This window comes from Pedobacter sp. B4419 (assembly GCF_059693725.1).
Window position 1 is genome coordinate 1,971,377 of record NZ_JCASSL010000001.1, and the last position, 20,559, is coordinate 1,991,935.

General features: G+C 40.8%; 18 protein-coding genes. 11 read left to right on the forward strand and 7 right to left on the reverse strand.

What is annotated here, in order from left to right:
- Positions 1–39: 39 nt before the first annotated feature.
- Together AC570H_RS08185 and folB are read right to left on the reverse strand one after the other, a co-directional pair.
- Positions 40–1,440, reverse strand: a complete 1,401-nt coding sequence (locus tag AC570H_RS08185; protein ID WP_497353556.1) for an FAD-binding oxidoreductase — start codon at positions 1,438–1,440, stop codon at positions 40–42.
- Between the two features lies 1 nt (position 1,441).
- On the reverse strand, positions 1,442–1,807 hold the full coding sequence (folB, locus tag AC570H_RS08190; RefSeq protein WP_497353558.1) for a dihydroneopterin aldolase: 366 nt from the start codon (positions 1,805–1,807) through the stop codon (positions 1,442–1,444).
- 126 nt (positions 1,808–1,933) lie between these two features.
- Here folB and AC570H_RS08195 point away from each other — a divergent pair, with 126 nt between their 5' ends.
- From AC570H_RS08195 to AC570H_RS08220, 6 genes are read left to right on the forward strand one after another with little or no spacing between them, the layout of a single operon-like run.
- Positions 1,934–3,124, forward strand: a complete 1,191-nt coding sequence (locus tag AC570H_RS08195; protein WP_497353560.1) for an acyl-CoA dehydrogenase family protein — start codon at positions 1,934–1,936, stop codon at positions 3,122–3,124.
- 25 nt (positions 3,125–3,149) lie between these two features.
- Positions 3,150–5,825, forward strand: coding sequence for a DUF3857 domain-containing protein (locus AC570H_RS08200; RefSeq protein WP_497353562.1), 2,676 nt, complete (start codon positions 3,150–3,152; stop codon positions 5,823–5,825).
- Positions 5,812–6,192: an SRPBCC domain-containing protein gene (locus AC570H_RS08205; protein ID WP_497353564.1), complete on the forward strand. Its 381-nt coding sequence runs from the start codon at positions 5,812–5,814 to the stop codon at positions 6,190–6,192. Before AC570H_RS08200 ends, AC570H_RS08205 begins: the two co-directional genes overlap by 14 nt.
- A gap of 15 nt (positions 6,193–6,207) precedes the next feature.
- Positions 6,208–6,549, forward strand: coding sequence for a DUF1801 domain-containing protein (locus AC570H_RS08210; protein WP_497353566.1), 342 nt, complete (start codon positions 6,208–6,210; stop codon positions 6,547–6,549).
- A 19-nt stretch (positions 6,550–6,568) separates the two neighbouring features.
- Positions 6,569–7,381, forward strand: coding sequence for a hypothetical protein (locus AC570H_RS08215; RefSeq protein WP_497353568.1), 813 nt, complete (start codon positions 6,569–6,571; stop codon positions 7,379–7,381).
- 54 nt (positions 7,382–7,435) lie between these two features.
- On the forward strand, positions 7,436–7,648 hold the full coding sequence (locus AC570H_RS08220; RefSeq protein WP_497353570.1) for a YidH family protein: 213 nt from the start codon (positions 7,436–7,438) through the stop codon (positions 7,646–7,648).
- 152 nt (positions 7,649–7,800) lie between these two features.
- Here AC570H_RS08220 and AC570H_RS08225 read toward each other — a convergent pair whose 3' ends face one another.
- The 3 genes from AC570H_RS08225 to AC570H_RS08235 all read right to left on the reverse strand — a co-directional run bounded on the left by AC570H_RS08225 (position 7,801) and on the right by AC570H_RS08235 (position 11,555).
- Positions 7,801–8,862 carry a metallophosphoesterase gene (locus AC570H_RS08225; protein ID WP_497353572.1) on the reverse strand — a complete coding sequence of 354 codons (1,062 nt, stop codon included), beginning with the start codon at positions 8,860–8,862 and terminating at the stop codon, positions 7,801–7,803.
- Positions 8,863–8,873: 11 nt separating this feature from the next.
- Positions 8,874–10,064: a diaminopimelate decarboxylase gene (gene lysA, locus AC570H_RS08230; RefSeq protein WP_497354908.1), complete on the reverse strand. Its 1,191-nt coding sequence runs from the start codon at positions 10,062–10,064 to the stop codon at positions 8,874–8,876.
- A gap of 177 nt (positions 10,065–10,241) precedes the next feature.
- Complete coding sequence (locus AC570H_RS08235) at positions 10,242–11,555, reverse strand: aspartate kinase (protein ID WP_497353574.1); 1,314 nt, start codon at positions 11,553–11,555, stop codon at positions 10,242–10,244.
- A 248-nt stretch (positions 11,556–11,803) separates the two neighbouring features.
- On the opposite strand from AC570H_RS08235, the gene AC570H_RS08240 reads away from it, so the two are divergent.
- Positions 11,804–13,537, forward strand: coding sequence for a phospho-sugar mutase (locus tag AC570H_RS08240; RefSeq protein WP_497353576.1), 1,734 nt, complete (start codon positions 11,804–11,806; stop codon positions 13,535–13,537).
- Positions 13,538–14,063: 526 nt separating this feature from the next.
- Here AC570H_RS08240 and AC570H_RS08245 read toward each other — a convergent pair.
- Both AC570H_RS08245 and AC570H_RS08250 read right to left on the reverse strand, forming a co-directional pair.
- Positions 14,064–14,609, reverse strand: a complete 546-nt coding sequence (locus tag AC570H_RS08245; protein WP_497353578.1) for a transposase — start codon at positions 14,607–14,609, stop codon at positions 14,064–14,066.
- Between the two features lie 279 nt (positions 14,610–14,888).
- Complete coding sequence (locus AC570H_RS08250) at positions 14,889–16,883, reverse strand: glycoside hydrolase family 2 protein (RefSeq protein WP_497353580.1); 1,995 nt, start codon at positions 16,881–16,883, stop codon at positions 14,889–14,891.
- A gap of 352 nt (positions 16,884–17,235) precedes the next feature.
- Here AC570H_RS08250 and AC570H_RS08255 point away from each other — a divergent pair, with 352 nt between their 5' ends.
- From AC570H_RS08255 to AC570H_RS08270, 4 genes are all read left to right on the forward strand, one after another.
- On the forward strand, positions 17,236–17,613 hold the full coding sequence (locus AC570H_RS08255) for a hypothetical protein (RefSeq protein ID WP_497353582.1): 378 nt from the start codon (positions 17,236–17,238) through the stop codon (positions 17,611–17,613).
- A gap of 142 nt (positions 17,614–17,755) precedes the next feature.
- Positions 17,756–18,529, forward strand: coding sequence for an MbnP family protein (locus tag AC570H_RS08260; protein ID WP_497353584.1), 774 nt, complete (start codon positions 17,756–17,758; stop codon positions 18,527–18,529).
- A gap of 4 nt (positions 18,530–18,533) precedes the next feature.
- Positions 18,534–19,565 (forward strand): cytochrome-c peroxidase, encoded by a 1,032-nt coding sequence (locus tag AC570H_RS08265; protein WP_497353586.1) that lies wholly within the window; start codon positions 18,534–18,536, stop codon positions 19,563–19,565.
- Positions 19,528–20,535, forward strand: a complete 1,008-nt coding sequence (locus tag AC570H_RS08270) for a hypothetical protein (protein ID WP_497353588.1) — start codon at positions 19,528–19,530, stop codon at positions 20,533–20,535. Before AC570H_RS08265 ends, AC570H_RS08270 begins: the two co-directional genes overlap by 38 nt.
- The last annotated feature ends 24 nt before the right edge of the window (positions 20,536–20,559 follow it).

The window sequence follows — 20,559 nt, forward strand, 5'->3', positions numbered from 1 at the left end:
CTCAAAAAAATCCTTCAACAAGCTCAGGATGACAAAGCACTAGGGTGTGATCTTGCCAGGATTTAAGATACCATTTGGATCAAACACCTTTTTGATGTTGCGCATCAGGTTGAGATGGATTTCGCTGTATTTGATCGGCATATAGTCTTTCTGCACCAAGCCAATGCCGTGCTCGCCAGAAATGGTGCCACCCAAAGCTGTAGTCAGTTCAAAAATCTCCACAATGCCGTCTTTGAGCTTATATTTCCAATCTTCATCGCTCATGCCAGCTTTAATGATATTGATGTGCAGGTTGCCATCGCCTGCATGGCCATAACAAACACTTTCGAAACCATATTTGGCGCCAATTTCCTTAATGCCATTAATCAGTTTTGGCAAGGCCGCCCTTGGCACTACCGTATCTTCTTCCTTGTAAACAGAATTCGATTTAACCGATTCGGCCATGGTTCTGCGCATACGCCACAGCTCTTCTTTCTGCTGGGCGGTATCTGCAAAAAGCACTTCGGTACAACCATATTCTTCGAGTACCATATTTACTTTTTCGCAGGCTGCAAAGATGGTATCTAAATCGTCTCCATCAAATTCGATCATCAAAAAAGCATTCGCATTATCTTTGAGGTCAAACTTGATATCATCAAACTGAATTACCCATTCCACTCCTTTTCGTTCCATAAACTCCAATGCCGATGGTGTAATTCCAGCCCTGAATATGGCAGAAACAGCAGCGCAAGCCGATTCGTTAGTGGTAAATGAACCTAACATCAACACACTCTGCGTGCTTGCGGGAATGAGCTTGGTTACAATTTTGGTGACTACGCCCAAGGTACCTTCAGAGCCGATCAACAATTGCGTCAGGTTATAGCCCGAAGCATATTTAAGCGTGTTGGCACCTGTCCAAATGACATCGCCATTGGCTAAAACCACTTCCAGGTTTAATATATACTCTCTAATCGTACCATATTTAACCACCCTTGGTCCACCAGAACCATGGGCTACATTGCCCCCAATAAAGCAAGAGCCTTTGCTGCTGGGATCTACCGGATAAAGCAAACCTTTCTCGGCCACGGCGCTCATAAACACTTCTGTAATAACGCCTGGTTCTACCGTAGCCTGCAGGTTTTCCGTATCAATATCGATAATCGATTTGAAGCGCTCCATAGACAAGAGTACCCCGCCATGAACTGGCAAGGCTGCGCCACTTAACCCGGTACCTCCGCCCCTCGGAGTTACTGGTACGTGATACTGGTTGCACAATTTAAGCAAAGCCGAAACACCAGCCGTATCTTTAGGTTTCACCACTACTTCTGGAAAATAGCGGAGGTCTTCGGTTTCATCATGCGCATAATTCTGCAGCGATTCGTCATCAACAAAAACATTTGCTGCGCCAACAGCTTCTTCAATGGCTGCTAAAATTGCACTGGTAATTTTGGTGTATTCCATTTTAATTTGGGGAAGTATAACTTAACTGAACAAACGAATGGCCTATTTCTCCTGGCATTGGCGGATGCAGTTTCCTGATTCCTACCGTTAAGGTCTGCAGAAAGGGATAAGTTTCAATTAAGGAAGCAATGATATTTTTAACTACGGTTTCTAACAGTTTTTGCGTACGCTCCATCTCCTGCCTCATTACGGCATTGACCACTTCGTAATTTACAGTAAGCGAAAGGTCTTCTGTATCGCCTTTCTGAGGGATAAAAGTGGCTTCAACATCTACCAAAAAATGATTTCCGGTCAGCTGTTCTTCGGGATAAAATCCGTGAAAAGCATAAAATTTAACGTCTCTTAAGGCTACAGTTTGTACAAACATTAGGTTTAAATGATTTAAAGCGATAAATCTTCGGCAAAATTAATTTTTTGAACGGTTTTAACTACTCATTCTTTAAATTATTACCTTTGGTTTGATCACATCGTATAACCAAATATAGTGTAAAACATGAATAAATCAGCCAAAAAAGACCTCTACGAAGCCCCAGATTATTATCAATTGGACGAACTTTTATCTGAAGAACATTTGCTTATCCGTTCTACGGTAAGAGATTGGGTAAAGAAAGAAGTAAGCCCCATCATTGAAGATTTTGCACAGCGTGCAGAATTTCCCAAACACTTGATTAAAGGGCTTGGCGAGATCGGTGCTTTTGGACCAACTATTCCTGTTGAGTACGGCGGTGCCGGATTAGATTACACGGCGTACGGCATTATCATGCAAGAAATTGAACGTGGCGATTCGGGTATCCGTTCTACAGCTTCGGTTCAGGGTTCTTTGGTCATGTATCCTATTTATGCCTATGGCACAGAAGAACAACGCAAAAAATACCTGCCCAAATTGGCTACTGGCGAATTAATGGGCTGTTTTGGATTAACGGAACCAGATTTCGGTTCAAATCCGGGTGGCATGGTGAGCAACATTAAAGACAAAGGCGACCACTACTTATTGAATGGTGCCAAGATGTGGATTTCAAATGCCCCTTTTGCGGATATCGCTGTAGTTTGGGCAAAAGATGAAGAAGGTAAAATACGAGGAATGGTTTTGGAGCGCGGCATGGAAGGCTTTACTACACCAGAAACCCATGGAAAATGGAGCTTAAGGGCTTCGGCCACCGGCGAATTGGTATTCGATAACGTAAAAGTTCCCAAAGAAAACGTATTTCCAGATATAAAAGGACTTAAAGGTCCCTTAGGTTGCTTAAACCAAGCCCGCTATGGTATTGCCTGGGGTGCTTTGGGTGCAGCGATGGACTGCTATGATACTGCTTTGCGCTATTCAAAAGAGCGTATCCAATTTGGCAAACCCATCGGTGGCTTCCAATTGCAGCAAAAGAAATTGGCCGAAATGATTACCGAAATTACCAAAGGCCAATTGCTGGTATGGCGATTAGGCACGCTTAAAAGTGAAAACAGAGCTAGTTCTGAGCAGATTTCGATGGCTAAACGCAACAGCGTAGAAATTGCCTTGGACATTGCCAGAAACGCCCGTCAAATGCTGGGCGGAATGGGCATTACCGGCGAATATTCGATCATGCGCCACATGATGAACCTCGAATCTGTAGTAACCTACGAGGGCACGCACGATGTGCATTTGTTGATTACTGGCATGGACGTAACTGGTCTAAATGCTTTTAAATAAGAAACGCTAAATATTATTATCACTAATGCACAAATTAACGCCTCAAAAATCCCTATTCGTATTTTTATTACTTTTTACAAATCTTCTAGCCTTTGCACAAAAGAAAAATTTTGCTGTTGACAGAAAAGAACCTGCCTGGCTAGAAAAAATTACGATAACCGATCAAAAACTGGCCGACAGGGACATTCAAGACGGTTATTATATTTCTCTTTATGAGCTGCAAAACAATATTGAGACTCATGAATCCTATTCGCATGTAAGAAGAGAAATTGCATCGGATAACGGCGTGCAAAATGGTTCAGAAATTTCTGTAACCTACGATCCTTCTTATCAAAAGCTTGTCTTTAACAAGGTCATTATTTGGCGCAACAATCAAGCAATCGACAAGCTCAATGCAAGTGCTTTTAAAGTTCTCCAAAACGAAAAGGAGCTCTCTCGATTTATTTATAGCGGCACGTACGATGCCTATCTAATTCTTGACGATGTAAGGAAGGGCGATCGTATTGAATATGCCTATACCATCCAAGGCAGAAACCCCATTTTCAGCAACAGCTATAACAATACACTTTACCTTGAGGGAGGCAGTAAGATTGTTAATGTTTATGCCAATATTATAGCAAAGAAAGACAGACAGTTGTGCTTCAAAAGCTTCAATAATGTAACTGCGCAAAAAACAAAAGACCGTGGCGACCTAAAGATTTACGAATGGCAAAGTCAGCTTACCAAAGTCATCAATAATGAAGATTATGAACCAAGTTGGTATGATCCTTTGGCCCGAGTTCAGGTAAGCGAATACAAAAGCTGGAAAGAAATCGTAGACTGGGGTCTGCAAATCAACAACTATGACCTGAGTAAAGCTATTACCTTTAATGGAAAGGTAAAAGAGCTGAAGGACAAAGCCAAAGGAAACACAACAAATTATTTAGAATTGGCTACCAGATTTGTACAAGACGAGGTACGCTACATGGGTATTGAAATGGGCGAGTATTCCCATCGGCCAAATTCGCCAGAAAAAGTATTGAAGCAACGTTACGGAGACTGCAAAGATAAATCTGTTTTATTGGTCAACCTTCTAAAGGCCAATGGCATCAGTGCTTTCCCTGTTTACTTAAATACATATCTAGGATACAAAACCAATGAATTGCTACCTACCCCAGGTGCATTTAACCATGCTGTTGTGGTGGTTGAATTTGAAGGAAAAAAAATCTGGATAGATCCTACCATTTCTGGCCAGCGCGGCCCAATTAAAGACAATTACTTTCCTTATACCACCAACGCACTGGTGGTTAAGCCAGGCAATGACAAATTGGAACTCGCAAAGTCGAATCCAACAGGTAAGCTAAGCTCTATCTCCATCATCAAATTGGCCGATACCTTGCTTGGTAACAAGTCTGTTTTAGATATTACCTCAACGTACACAGCCAACTATGCAGATGATATAAGAGGCCAAATCAATTCATCGGGTATGGAGGAACTGGAAAAAAGTTATTTAGAGTATTATACTAAGTTTTATCCGGGAATTGCCAAGGTCAATAATATTGAAATCAAAGACGATCAGAAAAACAATGTAGTTACACTGATCGAAAAATACGAGATAAAAGACCTTTGGGAAAAAGACGATTCGATTGCAAACCGTTACAATGCTGTTTTTTACAGTGAACTGATTGCTTCTGAATTGAGAAAGATCAACAAAGGCAGGCCTTGTCCAATGGCTTTAAAATATCCTGTTGATATCCATCAAACGGTTAAGGTGGCCGTACCCGAAGGCTGGAACATCAAAGAGAAAAACATTGATATCAGCACAGCCAATTATACTTTTAATTACAGCGTGAAACATAGCGCAGATACGCTAACTCTAGATTATAAATATGCCAATCTAAGTGACGAGATTGCTCCCGAAGATCTTTCAAAATATATAAAAGACAGAAAGAATATCCTAGACTATTTGGCTTATAATGTTTATTGGGGATCTGATAGCGTAGACGACAGTATTACACCAAAAAATGAACTGATGATCGCCATCGGTGTTTTTACTTTCATCATAGCGACCGCTTTTTGTATTTTTCTGTATCATAGAAAAGAAAACTATGACCTTGATCAAATCAAGACGGCTTTACCCATTGGCGGATGGCTGATCCTGCTTTTGATTGGCGCTTGCCTAACACCGTTGATGATGATGTATACGATCATCAATTCTCCAATATTTGATCAGGCCAGCTGGGATCAAGCGAATAATGCAACGGGCATTGGTCGTTTACTTTTGAAATCTACCTATATATTTGAGGGAATTGCAAATATTTTCATCTACGTATGTAGTATTTTGCTTGTCATCCTATTTATTAAACGAAGGAAAAGCCTGCCAATGTTCTATATCTATTTTAGACTTGGCTACCTGATCGTTAGCATTATCGACCTCGGAATGGTTGCCTTAATCAATGCAAATACAGACTTGGACATGAACAGCTCCAATACTGCCAGATTATTTTTTGATATCGCAGTTTCCGTTATTTGGACTATTTATTTTCTGAAATCAGAAAGAGTGAAACAAACCTTTGTCTTTACCTATCCAGCAAAAGATTGGCGAAATGCACTAATTATGGATTTATCTCGTAATATTAATGTGCCAATGCCAAATTCAGAAGGACAAAGCATACAAGACATCAACGAACAAACACAACAAGAGAATAATGAAAGACTATAAAAAATACCTGCCCCTACCTGCACCTCCAGATGAAGTTTATTTAGCCTTGACCAAAGCGCAGAGCATCCAGTTGTGGACTGGCGCAGAGGTAGAATTTACCGAATCGCCTGATACTGAATTTTCTTTCTGGGAAGGAGATATTGTAGGCAAAAACCTGGAGTTTGAACCAAACAAGAAAATTGTACAGCAATGGTATTTTGGCGATGGAGAACCGTCTATCGTGACCATCAAGCTTCACCCTGACGGAAATGGAACTTCGTTAGAGTTTAGGCAAACCAATATTCCTGACGAAGATTTTGAAGATTTTACCGAAGGTATCGAAGAGTATTTCTTAGGTGGCTTGGCCGACTTTTTTGAAGTAGAGTAACCAAAAATGACCAGCATGCTCGACAATTATTACCTTAGCAAAGAAGAGCCTTTAAGAAGTTGTTTACTGGCTTTGAGGGATATAATTGCCGGTCATGATCCTGAAATTACCAAAGAATGGAAATTCAATTTTCCCTTCTTTTATTACCGTGGCAAAATGCTCTGCTATACCAGGATAGACAAGAAATCTGGTTGGCCTTATATTGGCTTTGTAGATGGCAAACAGATTAACCATCCATCCCTGATACAAGAAAATAGAGCAAAGATGAAAGTTCTGCCCATTGACCCTACCAAAGACCTGCCTATCGAACAAATTAATGCTATCTTAACATTGGCACTAATACATTTGTACAAATAGGAAATAAATTGTTGCTCTCATGAAAAATAATTACGCTCTCTTTTTATGTTTAGTCCCTATTTTTTTAAGTTCATGCACTCGTTACCTTATTCCTGCAAGTATTGGAAATGACATGACCTATAAGCAAAAACCTATGGTTGCGGACAGTGTAAGATCTAATATTACCATAAGTTCTGGCATAGTGGGCTCAGATGGCATCTCTGACGAAGGAACAGTTACATTAGGCTACCTCAATATAAATCGCGGGCATACCTATAAAAATATTAATTTTTCTTATGGGCTATTTAGCTATTATGGAAAGGTAAGTAAAGACCATTCCCCAGTAAACGACCCTAAAAATGAGATTGTTTATTTAGATGCCTTTGATAAAACAGCTTCAGGCATTGGTATTAATTCGTCAATAGGTTATCAATTTACTTCTAGCAGAGGCAATACTGATTATAGGATTATTAATTGGGAAAATGCATTAACCAGGGAATTTGGCAACTATTCAGAATTTAGAAAACAATTATATGGAGATTTAACCTATAAACGATTGCTCGTTTCTAATAGTAAAGCTGTTTGGACTACTGGAATTTCTTCAGAAATTATATTTCATCATCGAAGAAATAAGTACTTTAAACATGCATTCAAACTGTTTGTTGGTGGACACCCTAATTTTAACAAGAGTTTTGATAGTGACATAAAGAAATATGAATTTCTGGACGATTCAAGACTTGATCGCGGCAGTTTTCAGTTTACCTATTTTTTTGCTTACAAAGGTTTCAGTACAACTTATCAAGCCGATTTTTCTCATTTTTCCGCAAGCTTCGCAATTGGCTACTCTTTTTAGCAGCAAACCATAAGCCCGCCCATCTGTTAATACAACAATTAAATTCTAAAACATATGGGACGTACAATAGGTATTATTTTGATGATTGTAGGCATTGTAATGCTGGTGTGGACCGGCTTTACCTACACCAAAAAAGAAAAAGTAGTTGATGCTGGCCCCATCCAAATCTCGGCCGACAAACAAAAAACAGTGGATTGGCCTCCTTATGTTGGCGGATTGGTACTCATTGCTGGTGTTATTGTTTTTATTGGATCGAAGAAGAAATAGAGGTTAAAGGTGGAAGAGCTTAGGGCAAAGGCTCCTGATAAAAACGAAGTTTGTTATCCAGAACAAAGTGAAGTGTCTATCCTCGAGTTAGATTCCTCGTTGCACTCTGAATGACAAATTGAACTGTTAATCAACTATGAAGCTTGGTTTCGCTACAATTTAATTTGATTGCCCTGTCCGTCTACTTTATACCAGGTATTATTTTCATATAAGGCACCTCGATGATCGCCGGCATGTTGGTTTACATCTATTCCAATTACCTTTTGATCATAATAAAACGAGATGTTTTCTTTGGTAATGGTATGCCCTACGATGATGCGTTTTACCTTAAACAGCTTTAATGTTTCTTCAACATCGCTTTGTGTGGCTTTTGGCTCGCTAAAATAACCCCTATACCAAAAAAGGCTTGTACCGTTTTTCAAAAACGAAACCAGGCTTTGATCGGTCATCTCTTTGGTTTTTCCATAATTGGTATAGTATGGTCTAAACCTGGTATTGATTTCTGTTAAAGAAAGTCCGCTTTTGTTGATGTCTGGCGATACGCCGCCATGCAAACAAAGGTTATCGCCTATTTTTTCGATTATATTTTTGCTGAGCAACCAACGTCCCAATTCGGTATCTGGAGTATAGAGCTGGTCGTAGCTTAATCCCAGGCCTTTTGCTTCGGCTAAATATTTTGGCCGCACATATCTGTAATCACCACTCAGGTTCATCATATCATGGTTGCCCAAAATGGTATGTACATAGCCACCTTTGGCCTTGGCATCCTCTTCCAGTTTATACAGCAGCCATAAAACAGGAACCACATCTTCGCCCCTGTCGAACAAATCGCCACAGATAACCAATTGGCCTTTGCCATAAATCCAATTATAGTTGCTGTCAATTACCTTATTGCCGATCAACAACAAGCGAAGCGCTGCAAATTCGCCTTCAATATCAGAAAGGAACAAAATCTTTTTAGGCTGAGCCGATTCCGGTTTTTCAACGGCTATACTCTTTTTGAGCTTTACTTTAAAGCTCCATTCGGGATGATTTGGAACATCAACAACAAATGGAACAGCTTGTTTGAGCGTATCGGTTTTTAAGACGCCATCCACCAATCTCTTGGCTACAGGTTTGTTGTTCGAATAAAATACATATGGACCATCACTTAATTGCTGTGCATTTAACTGCAGGGAAATCGAAATCAGTAAAACAACAAATAAGCTCTTCATTGTGTACGGTTTTATTCTGCAACAATAGTTACGATTGCATCGCGCAGGTTATAGTGCGAAGCCATTACTTCGCCATAAGCGCCTGTACTTCTAATGGCAATCAAATCGTTCCTAAAGCTTTCAGGCAGTTCTACTTCCTTGCCAAAACAATCGGTGCTTTCGCAAATCGGTCCCACTACATCGTATTTCACTAGGCTTGGCGTTTGGTGTTCTGCGTTTGGTGTCTGTGAACCGCTCACTGCAAACTGTTTACTGATATTCTCGATTTTATGATAAGCCTGGTACAATGCCGGACGCATCAATTCTGTCATACCTGCATCTAGTACGATAAAGTTCTTTTTCTTGCCGTTCTTCACGTAAAGCACTCTCGAAATTAGCGATGCGCTCTGTCCTACCAATGCCCTGCCCAATTCAAAATGTACTTCTTGGTAAGGTTTTACGTCCAAGAAATCTGAGAATATCTTGAAATAGGCTTCAAAATCAGGGATCTGCTGATCTGGATTGTAGTAATCGATACCCAAGCCACCGCCAACATTCAATACAGTTACTTTAAAGCCATGATCTTCGAACCATGCTGCAAACTCGTTTACACGGGTACAAAGGTTCTTATACACGTCTAAATTGGTGATTTGCGAACCGATATGGAAATGGATTCCCACAAACTCTAAATTGGCCGAAATGTTCAAGATAGCGGCACAGGCCGGCATATCCCAAGAATTGATACCGAATTTATTCTCATCTAATCCGGTAGTGATATTGGCATGGGTATGCGCATCAACATTGGGATTGATCCGAATGGCCACTTTGGCTTTTTTCTGCTTTTTCTCTGCCAACTGGTTAATAACCTCCAGTTCTTGGATAGACTCGACGTTGAAACAGAAAATATCCTGGTCTAAAGCCTCGTTAATTTCTTTGTCTGATTTTCCGACACCTGCAAACACCACCTTTTCTTTTGCAAAGCCTACTTCCAAAGCCTTTTTCACTTCGCCGCCACTTACGCAATCGGCACCAAAGCCTGCCTGCTCAATTTTAGCCAATACCTTCGGATTAAAATTGGCCTTCATGGCATAATGTACATGAAACTGATAAGGTTTCGCTGCTGCTGCACAAGCCTTTAAAGTGCTTTGAAGCAAATTAAGGTCGTAATAATAAAACGGGGTTTCTAAATTAGAAAAATGTGCTATATCTTTATCGGAAAACATCATCGTTGAAATTTCTATTAACAGTCTTCCTGATCTTCCTAGCTGGCATTTATGCCATCAATTACCTCGACTACAGAGTAAAAAACATTACCCGACGCGAATTTGAAAGAAGAGTTCGACTCTCTATACTGCTTTTGTTGTTTATTATTTTTGTTTATTACCTTTTCAAGTAATCAATTATTCGAAAATGCGATCGTGCAAACTTCTTAGGGCTTCGGTTTTGTTTTCGGTACCTACCAATAAAGAAATGTTATAGGCACTGCCACCGTAAGAAATCATCCTTACCGGAATGTGCTTGATCGAATCCAATACCTTGGCGGCATAGCCATGCTTCTCTGCACCAAAATCGCCTACCACACAAACAATGGTTTGGTCTTTATCAATTTCTACGCTGCCAAAAGAATTCAGTTCTTTTACAATTTCATCCAGGTTATCGGTAAAATCGATGGTTAATGATACGGCAACCTCCGAAGTGGTAATCATATCGATCGGTGTTTTGTAGCGCTCGAAGATTTCAAAAATCCTTCTTAAGAAACCATAGGCCAACAACATGCGGCTCGACTGGATCTTGATCGCCGTAATGCCATCTTTGGCGGCAATCGATTTGATCTTTCCTTTTTCGCTCTCGGTGCTAATTACCGTTCCTGTAGCCTTAGGCTCCATGGTATTTAACAAACGAACGGGAATCTTATATTTCTGAGCAGGGAAAACCGATTGCGGATGCAAAATTTTGGCACCGAAATAAGCCAGCTCGGCGGCTTCGTCAAACGACAAATGCGAAATGGGTTTGGTTCCTTTTACTATGCGAGGGTCGTTATTGTGCATTCCATCAATATCGGTCCAGATCTGTACCTCTTCGGCCATAATAGCGGCACCTAATAAAGATGCGGTGTAATCGCTGCCTCCACGGCGCAGGTTATCTACTTCTCCAAAGCTGTTTCTGCAAATAAAGCCCTGCGTAATGAACAGGTTATTGCCTTTATGTTTGGCCAATAAGGGTGTTAAATGTTCTGTTGTAAAGGGAACATCAGGTTCGTTGTCTTCGTCGATCTTCATGAAATCAAGCGCAGGCAATAAAACCGAAGGTACATCGATTGATTTCAGGTAAATATGGTATAAAGTGGTCGATAGCAGCTCGCCTTGCGCCAATACCACCTTGTCTTCGATATTGGTAAACAAATCGTTGGTCAAGCCGGTTAAGAAAGCGAAATGATAATCCACCACTTCTTGCCCCTGTTCCCTAAAGTCGCCTGCCGACAAAAGCTCTGTTACAAAATCATTGTATTTTTGGTGCAGGCTATTAATTAATTCGATGGCTTCCTTCTTCTCACCCTTAAGCAGCTTTCCTGAAATTTCAACCAAACTATTTGTAGTACCAGACACGGCTGATAAAACTACGATTTGCTCTTCTGCCGGATTAATGATATCCAACAGTTTTTTCATGCGCTCAGGGCTTCCTACTGACGTGCCTCCGAATTTTAATATTTTCATTTAGTTTAATATTGTTTTTGATCGTAATGAAGCTATCTAATTTTTATTTGCCAAAAATTAAATGGTTTCATTTTAATTTTTAGAATAGGTATTTTTCTTAATATTGTAACGGGGCGTGAAATTAAAGAAAAGACGGCTAATTTCTGCTAAACTCACAAAATAAAATTCTGATTGCTAAGCATTTTAACGCCGAGCGAACAATTTTAATTTTGTTTTGTCTTATATCAAACATCAACCAGATTCTGTGTATGCAACTAGAACAATCTACATTAGACACTATTAATCAATGGCTTAAAGGCAATTATGACCAAGCCACCAAGGATGAAATCCAATCCCTATTAGATAAAGAAGCTTTTACCGAACTCACCGACTCTTTTTACAGAAGCCTGGAATTTGGTACCGGCGGCTTGCGCGGCATTATGGGCCCAGGCTCCAACCGCATCAATAAATACACCATCGGCACCGCCACGCAAGGCCTAGCCAATTACCTGAACAAAAAATATCCAGGCGAAAAGATCAGTGTGGCTATTGCGCATGATAGTCGTAATAATTCAGATTACTTCGCCAAAATAACAGCCGATGTATTCTCTGCAAACGGCATTCATGTTTACTTTTTCAAGGCATTGAGGCCTACACCAGAGCTTTCATTTGCTATTCGTCATTTGGGCTGCAAAAGCGGCGTAATGTTAACGGCATCGCATAACCCGAAAGAATACAACGGCTACAAAGCTTATGGTAACGACGGTGGTCAGTTTACCTCGCCAGATGATAAAATGGTAATGGCAGAAGTAGCTGCCATCCAAAACATCGACGAAGTAAAATTTGGGCGTGTTGACAGCAATATCGAACTGATTGGCGAAGAGATTGATCAGCTTTATTTGGATAAGATTACGGCACTTTCGGCATCGCCAGATGCCATTGGACGCGAGCACGACCTTAAAATTGTGTACTCTCCTATCCATGGTACCGGAATTACCTTGGTACCGAATGCTTTGGCGCAGTTTGGCTTTACCAATGTTACCGTAGTAGAAGAACAGAGCAAGCCTGACGGCAACTTCCCTACGGTAGTTTACCCTAATCCGGAAGAGAAAGAAGCCCTAACCTTGGCCCTGAAAAAGGCAGCAGAGATCGATGCAGATTTGGTGTTGGCTACCGATCCAGATGCTGATCGCGTGGGTATTGCCGTAAAAAACAACGATGGCGAGTTTGTACTGCTGAACGGCAACCAGACCGGAAGCTTGTTGATCAACTATATTTTAACCGCTTGGCAGGAAAAAGGCAAGTTAACTGGCAAAGAATACGTGGTTTCTACCATTGTGACGACCAGCTTGATTAAAGCGATTTGCGACGCCAAAAATGTAGAATACTTCAATACCCTAACCGGATTTAAATGGATTGGCCAGGTAATGACCAGTTTAGAAGGCAAAAAAACCTTTATTGCCGGTGGCGAGGAAAGTTATGGCTACCTTGTTGGGGATTTGGTAAGAGATAAAGATGCCGTGGTTTCTTGTGCATTTATTGCCGAAATGACTGCTTTTTACAAAGACAAAGGAAGCAGCTTATACCAAGCCATGATCGAGATGTATGTAACCTACGGTATGTACAAAGAAGACCTGGTGTCGATTACCAAGAAAGGCAAAACAGGCGCCGAAGAAATCAAGGCCATGATGGAAAAATTCAGGAACAATCCGCCTGCAAAACTAGGTGGATCTGATGTGGTGACCCTAAAAGACTATGAATTGAACAAGGAAACCGATATCAAGGCTGGTTCGAGCAAAGATTTAGGCTTTCCAAAATCAGATGTTTTACAATTTATCACTGCCGATGGAAGCATTATTTCTGCTCGTCCGAGTGGTACCGAGCCGAAAATCAAGTTCTATTGCAGCGTAAATGAACCATTAGAGAGCGCGACAGCTTATAATGCAACCGAAGAAAAGCTGCAAGCCAAGATCAAAACCATAATGGAAGATTTGCAGGCATAATCCTATACTCGTCATTGCGAGCATAGCAAAGCAATCTATTTCAATACAGATATTATCCAAGGTTGGCATTTCGCCAACCTTTTTTATTAATTGTCATTCAGAGCGAAACGCAGTGGAAGGAAGAATCTGTTGTCAATAATGGTCGGTATCCTTACCAACCATGTATTAGGACATTCAATCCATGTAATGTGTGATTATTATCGGTTGGTGACGACACCAACCGATAGTTACATTTACCTCGGGACCAATATTATTTTAAGGTTGGTGCCCTCACTAACATTTTTTGGTATTCTTCACTAGCAAGCTTCCCTAAATCACTAATGGTTGGTATCCTTACCAACCATGTATTAAGAAATTTAGTCAATATGATATTATCGGTTGGTGACGACACCAACCGATAGTGACATTTACCTCGGGACCAATGTTATTTTAAGGTTAGTTTCCTCAAACTGTTTGGTATTCTTCACCAGCAAGCTTCCCTAAATCACTAATGGTTGGTATCCTTACCAACCATATATTAGGAAATTCAGTCCATATAATGAGTGATTATGCCAAATTCATCAGTTTCATTTAAATAATAACCAGCACTGCTCCATCTGTAATTCTCAGGAAGATCGGCCAATTGCCACTTCTCCTGTAGAGGATTGTGATGTATATATTCCAACTTCTGCTCAATTATTTTAATTGAACTCAGCGGTACTGCCAGTGGGTCTCTCTTCCAAAATTGAAATTCCCTGTCTATTTTATCCGATTTATAATCACTTAGTTTTTCTGGAGAAGCGGCTAAGAGCTGCTTCTTAAACTGATGAGCTGTATATTTAGAAAAACTTGTTATTGGGCTTTCCTTTCCATTAACTTTCAAACTATTACAAATCAGATGAACATGATTTGGCATGATTACGAAGCCATATATTTTTAAAAGTTTTTGTAAACACAAATATTGCAAGGAACTCATAACGATCAGCTTAAACTTATCATCAGCAAGTAAATGCTTGAAGTTATTTATACTTTGGGTATAAAAATATACTTCGTCACAAATCATTTGGCCTTGCCTTTTATGAAACATACTCATCACGCTACTATTGATCTCGGTTATATATTTTCGGTTGGTGATGACACCAACCGATAGTCACATTTGCCCTATATTCTAAATCAAAACCACTTGTCATTCAGAACGGAACGCAGTGAAGTGAAGAATCTGTTGTATAGATTCCTCCTATCGTCGGAATGACAAATTATTTTAATTAGTAGGTTGGCGTCCTCGCCAACCTTTTTTATTAACTTATCATTCAGAAATAACGCTTAAAGCGAAAAATCTATACCATCGGATTCTTCCCTTTGTTAGAATAAACTACTTGATTACTTCCCAAAGCGACTTTACTTTTACCAAAGGCTTTTTATTGGCCAAATCCTTCAAATCAAAAGTAATTACCTTCTCCTTGCCTGGTTCAAGATCAAAATAATTCTCACTGAATTTGCCTTTGTAACCTGATAAATCAACAAAAACATACTTGGCAAATGCCTTCGATTTCAACACCAACTGATTGCCTTTAAGTTGATAGCTGATTTGTGGATCACTCAATTTAAGGTCTTTTGGTCTCACTGTATCTCTTGCCGGCCTTACATCATCTCTATACGCCTCTTTTACGGCATACCAAGCGGCTTTGGGAGCCCGGTTATAATAATCGGTGATGCTCCAACTGGCTACCGGCCAGCAATCGTTCAGCTGCCACAGCAAGGTGCCCATGTTATAAGGTTCTTTGCTCCGGTGGATCAAAATCATATTCTTGAAACCATAGTATTGCACGCATTGAGTCAAGTAGGTATAATCTTCCACAGAAAGCTTACCGATCCGAGCCGAATCAATCATGTAGTTTTTGAGGTAGCCATCCAGTTTTTTATAGCCATTGCCTGCTTTTTGGTGGCTTTGCATCACATCAGAAGCCAAATAACGATCTTGGGGTTGGGTAAAGGCCAAAATACTCGAATAATTAGGCATGGCCTGCATCCCGTATTCACTGATGAAGCGCCCCGTTTTGTTTTCGAATACTTCAAAATCTTCTCCGCCCCACCAAGTGCCCCAATAATGGCTGTCTCCTTCAGTAATACTGGTTTTAACACCCCAACCATACTTTGGCGAAGTACTGATATAAGGTCGGCTATCTCCCGCCTCTTTAACCCATTTCGGAATGCTGTCTCTGAATAGTTTCGTGTAATCATGCCAAAGCTTAACCGAATCTTTTGGCCTCATCCTAAACTGTGTTTGCCAGCCCCAGCGGTCAAAAGCTTCGTCTATTTCGTTATTGCCACACCATACCACAATGCTTTTATGGTGCCTTAAACGTTTCACCTGATATTTTACTTCTTCTCTTACATTGTCGATAAAATGTTTATCACCGGGCACCATGGTACCTGCAAACATAAAATCCTGCCAAACATAAATGCCCAGCGAGTCGCAGAGGTCATAAAAATCGTCTGATTCGTAAATACCTCCACCCCAAACGCGCAACATGTTCATATTGGCATCTTTAGCCATCATTAACATTTTACGATAATCGGCTTTTTTCATTCTGGTTACAAAAGCATCCGAAGGAATGTAATTGGCGCCTTTCATATAGGTAGCCTTTCCATTGATGTTGAAATAGAAAGAACTGCCTTTATCATCAGGTTTTTGAACCAGTTCTACTTGAATGGGTGCAACAAAGGGCTTTTCAACCAGCTTCGAATTATAAGCTTCTAAACGTACTTCTTTCCATATGCCACAAGTGGTTAGTTTTGGCCCCCAGTCCCAGCCAAAATGAAACTGGGCCTTGCGTACATAGGCACGTGGGTTATCGGGAATAACAAAAGGCAAATCAGCCTTGGCCATCGAATCGACTTTGTTTTGTGCCGAATAAAACCTGATCTTGAGTTGATTATCCCGCTCTTTCAGTATTTTTTTCACCTCCACGCGCCACTGGCGAAACATATTATCCGCCTTTAGAATTAATCGGCCATTCAGGTATACATCGGCATAGGTATCTAATCCATCAAACACCAATTCAACCTGCTTTTTACCGAAGATATTCGCATCAACCGCAAAACTGCTTTTGTAATCCCAGTTCTCTTTTTCTACCCATTGTACCTTTTTCTCATTATCCCTATAAAATGGATCGGGAATCAACTTATGCTGCATTAAATCTGTATGCACCTCGCCAGGAACTTTTGCGGAATACCATTTGGCTTCATCCTGTTCCTGAAATTGCCAGTTGGTGTTGAGTTTTTGCGTAACTACCTGTGCGTTGAGCTTAAAGGCAATAAAAACAGAGAAAATAATAAAAGAAAACTTAGCTGGTCTGTTGATCATAGCCTTAAAGATGGCAAACAGAAAGAAATAAGTGAAATTTCTAGGGATTTATTATTAAAAAGATCAGCAAAAGAACCACCTTCTTTGTCTGTTAAACCTTATTGGAGCGAACACGAAATGCAATGGAGTAAAGCGAAAAGAAGGGCTAAAATTACCGACAGGCATTGTCATTGTTTTCCAAACCAATGTAAGTTTTCTATTCGCAGCTTTAAATTAACAACAAAACGCACAATTGAAAAAGCAGTTCCATTTCCCATCTTACATTTCACATCTTACCTATTCCATTTTTACCTTTCAAAAAATATCCACCTTTTATGGCTTAACAATGATTTAATTCCTACTTTTGCGCCCAATGGCTGGCTACAGAAAACTCATCGCAATTTTTTTAGTCGTTGGTATTGCTACCAATTGCTTTAACTATTGGCTGTTGGCCACTTCTTATGCCTTTAACAAGGCTTATATTTCTTCTGTTTTATGTACCAATAAAGACAAACCCGAACTGCATTGCGAGGGCAAGTGTTTCATGGATATTAAACTGAAGGAGCTGGAGCAAAAAAACAAACAGGATCAGGAAAACCTAAAAAGGATGATCGAAAGCCTGGCTCCAGAAACTGTAGCTTTTTTGGCACCGGTTTTAGAAGTTCGTTTGGCCACGGCCGTACCTAACTATTTGCAAAAAAAGCCTATTCAAACGGCTGTTTCCATCTTCCATCCTCCCCAGCTGGGCTAATCCCATCATTTTTAGGCCAATTGTAATCTCCACAACTTAGAGATCGGCTTTGCCGTACAACTGGCCCAGCACTACCTATTGATTTAGCAAAATTCAATTGATGGGCATTTTATGCCTCAACCTTATTTAAATTTTAAAAAAAATGAATATCAAAAATATATCCATCGCATTTGTTGCGCTTTTTACTATCGTATTTACTTCATGCAAAAAAGACGAAACTACCACTCCTACAGACGAAAAAGGTGCTTTCACCTTAGAGTTCGAGAACGTAGTGAACAGCAACCCGCTAGTTTTAGAAACACAGAACTATACCAATGCCAATGGCGACAGCTTTAACGTATCTGTATTTAAATATTATGTAAGCAATGTTAAACTCACCAAGGCCGATGGCTCGGTTTACAGTGCTCCTGAAAGCTATATTTTGGTTGACGCTTCTAAACCGGCAAGCCTGCTAAACAGCTTAAACAATATTCCTGCTGGCGATTATACCAAAATTTCTTTCCTCATAGGGGTTGACAAAGACAGAAACCTGGCCGGTGCACAAACAGGCGCCTTAGACCCGGCACTGGGTATGTTCTGGACCTGGAACAGTGGCTATATTTTTGTAAAATTTGAAGGTACTTCGCCACAATCGACTGCAGCCAACAAAAGCCTCACCTTTCATATTGGGGGCATTGTTGATCCGAACAATACCATCAGAACATTTAGCACATCTTTTAGCGCGGGTAATCCTTTGAGAATTAGGGCCGATAAAAAACCACAGTTGCACTTCAAGGTAAATGTAGCCAGTATGTTTACCGGCAAACAGAACATCAAATTCGACAATTTGAACTTCACCATGGGCGGTGCCAACTCAGTTACCGTAGCCGATAATTATGTAGATGGAATGTTTCAGCTAGACCATATCCATAATTAAGCACATGAAGCACTTGAAAGTATATCTTGCCTTGCTGGCAAGTATGGCGCTGCTTTATGCCTGTAGCAAACGAGAGGCCAACAAGCCGATCGAGGAGCAGATCACTTTTGTAAAACCTGCCAATTTCCCCACGCCATTTTACCAGTTTGAAGGCAATCCTTTAAACAATAAGGCCTTTGCATTGGGAAAGAGGCTGTTTTACGATGTGAGGCTGTCGGCCGACAAAAGCGTGTCATGTGGTAGCTGCCATCAGCAATTTGCCGCATTTGCACAACTCGATCACAGCGTAAGCCATGGCGTAAATAATTGTTTAGGCAAACGCAATGCACCGGTGCTGTTTAATTTGGCCTGGCAAAAGGAATTCTTCTGGGATGGCGGTGCCAAAAACCTGGAAATCGTACCTGTAAATGCCATTACCGATGCCTGTGAGATGGCAACCGACCTGAATACCATCATCAGTTTTTTGAAAGGGACCAACCCCTATCCACAGCTTTTTGCCGATGCTTTTGGACAAAATTCCATCACTTCACAAAACCTGTTGAGGGCTTTGACCCAATTTACGGCAACAATGGTTTCCGGAAACAGCAAATACGACAAGGTAATGCGCAATCCACAGCAATACGCTTTTACTGCCGACGAACAGCAGGGCTACCAGTTGTTTAAGGATAAATGTGCCAGTTGCCATGCAGAACCCTTATTTACCGATCTCAGCTACAGAAGCAATGGTCTGGATGTAAACAGCATTGACGAAGGCCGTAAAATCATTACCGGCTTGGCAAGCGACCAAGGGAAATTCAGGGTTCCAACCTTAAGGAACATCGAATTATCTACGCCTTACATGCACGATGGCCGTTTCAACACGCTCGACAAGGTTTTGGAACACTATAACACTGGTGTGCAACAGGCAGTTAATTTAGATCCCTCCCTAAAAACAGGCATTGCGATGTCTGTAGCACAAAAACAACAAATCATTTCTTTTTTAAAAACACTAACCGACGATGAATTCATCAAAAATAAAATCTTTAGCGAAGAGTAGACTATTGCTCCTTGCTTTATGCCTCCTGAGCACGAGCGCCTTTGCCTGCGATATTTGTGGCTGTTTTATGGGCTTAACCCCTTACGACAACCAAAGCAGCTTTGGCTTGCTGTACCGCTATCGTTCATTTAATGGTTATCGTGGCCAAAACCATCAGTTTTTTCCAAAGGGTAGCAGTTTTTTCTTTCCTAAAGATGACAGAACCCAACCTTTAACGGGGCACAACAATAATCCCGAGGATTATGAGGTATACCGAACCATGGAAATACGTGGCCGCTATTTCTTGCACAAGCGCATCGAGCTGAATGCCATCATTCCCTACAATTCGAACAGCGAACGCTACAATGGCTACACCAACTCTATTTCGGGCATGGGCGACGTCAACCTCTATGCAGGTTATCATCTGATCCGAAAACTGGATCAGCCCGTGTTTAACCAACGTTTAATTGTTGGTGCAGGCCTCAAATTGCCTACCGGAAAAAACAGCATCAAAACCGTGGACGGCATCCGTTATTCGGCCCTGATGCAACCCGGAACAGGAAGTACCGATGGCTTCATCTACGCCAATTACCTGTTGGGCTTTAAAAAGTTTGGCATGAGCATTAACACTTCCTACAAAATAAACGGAGAAAATAACGAACAAGAGGGCATTGCCAACAGCAGTACCACTTTTCTTAATTTCTTCTATACGCAAAAGCTGAGTAAAAACTGGCAGGTCATGCCTTCAGTGCAGTTCTTCTATGAAAATTCTGCCGGAGAAACCTACAAGGGCATTAAAACCGGAGAACACGAAATGAACAACCTAATGGGTGGTGTAGGTGCCGATCTCTATTACAAAAACATTGCCCTTAACCTGGGCATGCAAACCAATATGTGGCAGGCCAAAACGGACCATCCTCAAAGCGCGGCCAAGGTTTATGTAGGCATTACGTATAACATCAATCAATTGTATTATTTATTAAAATCTTAAACAAATCATCACGCATACGCTAAA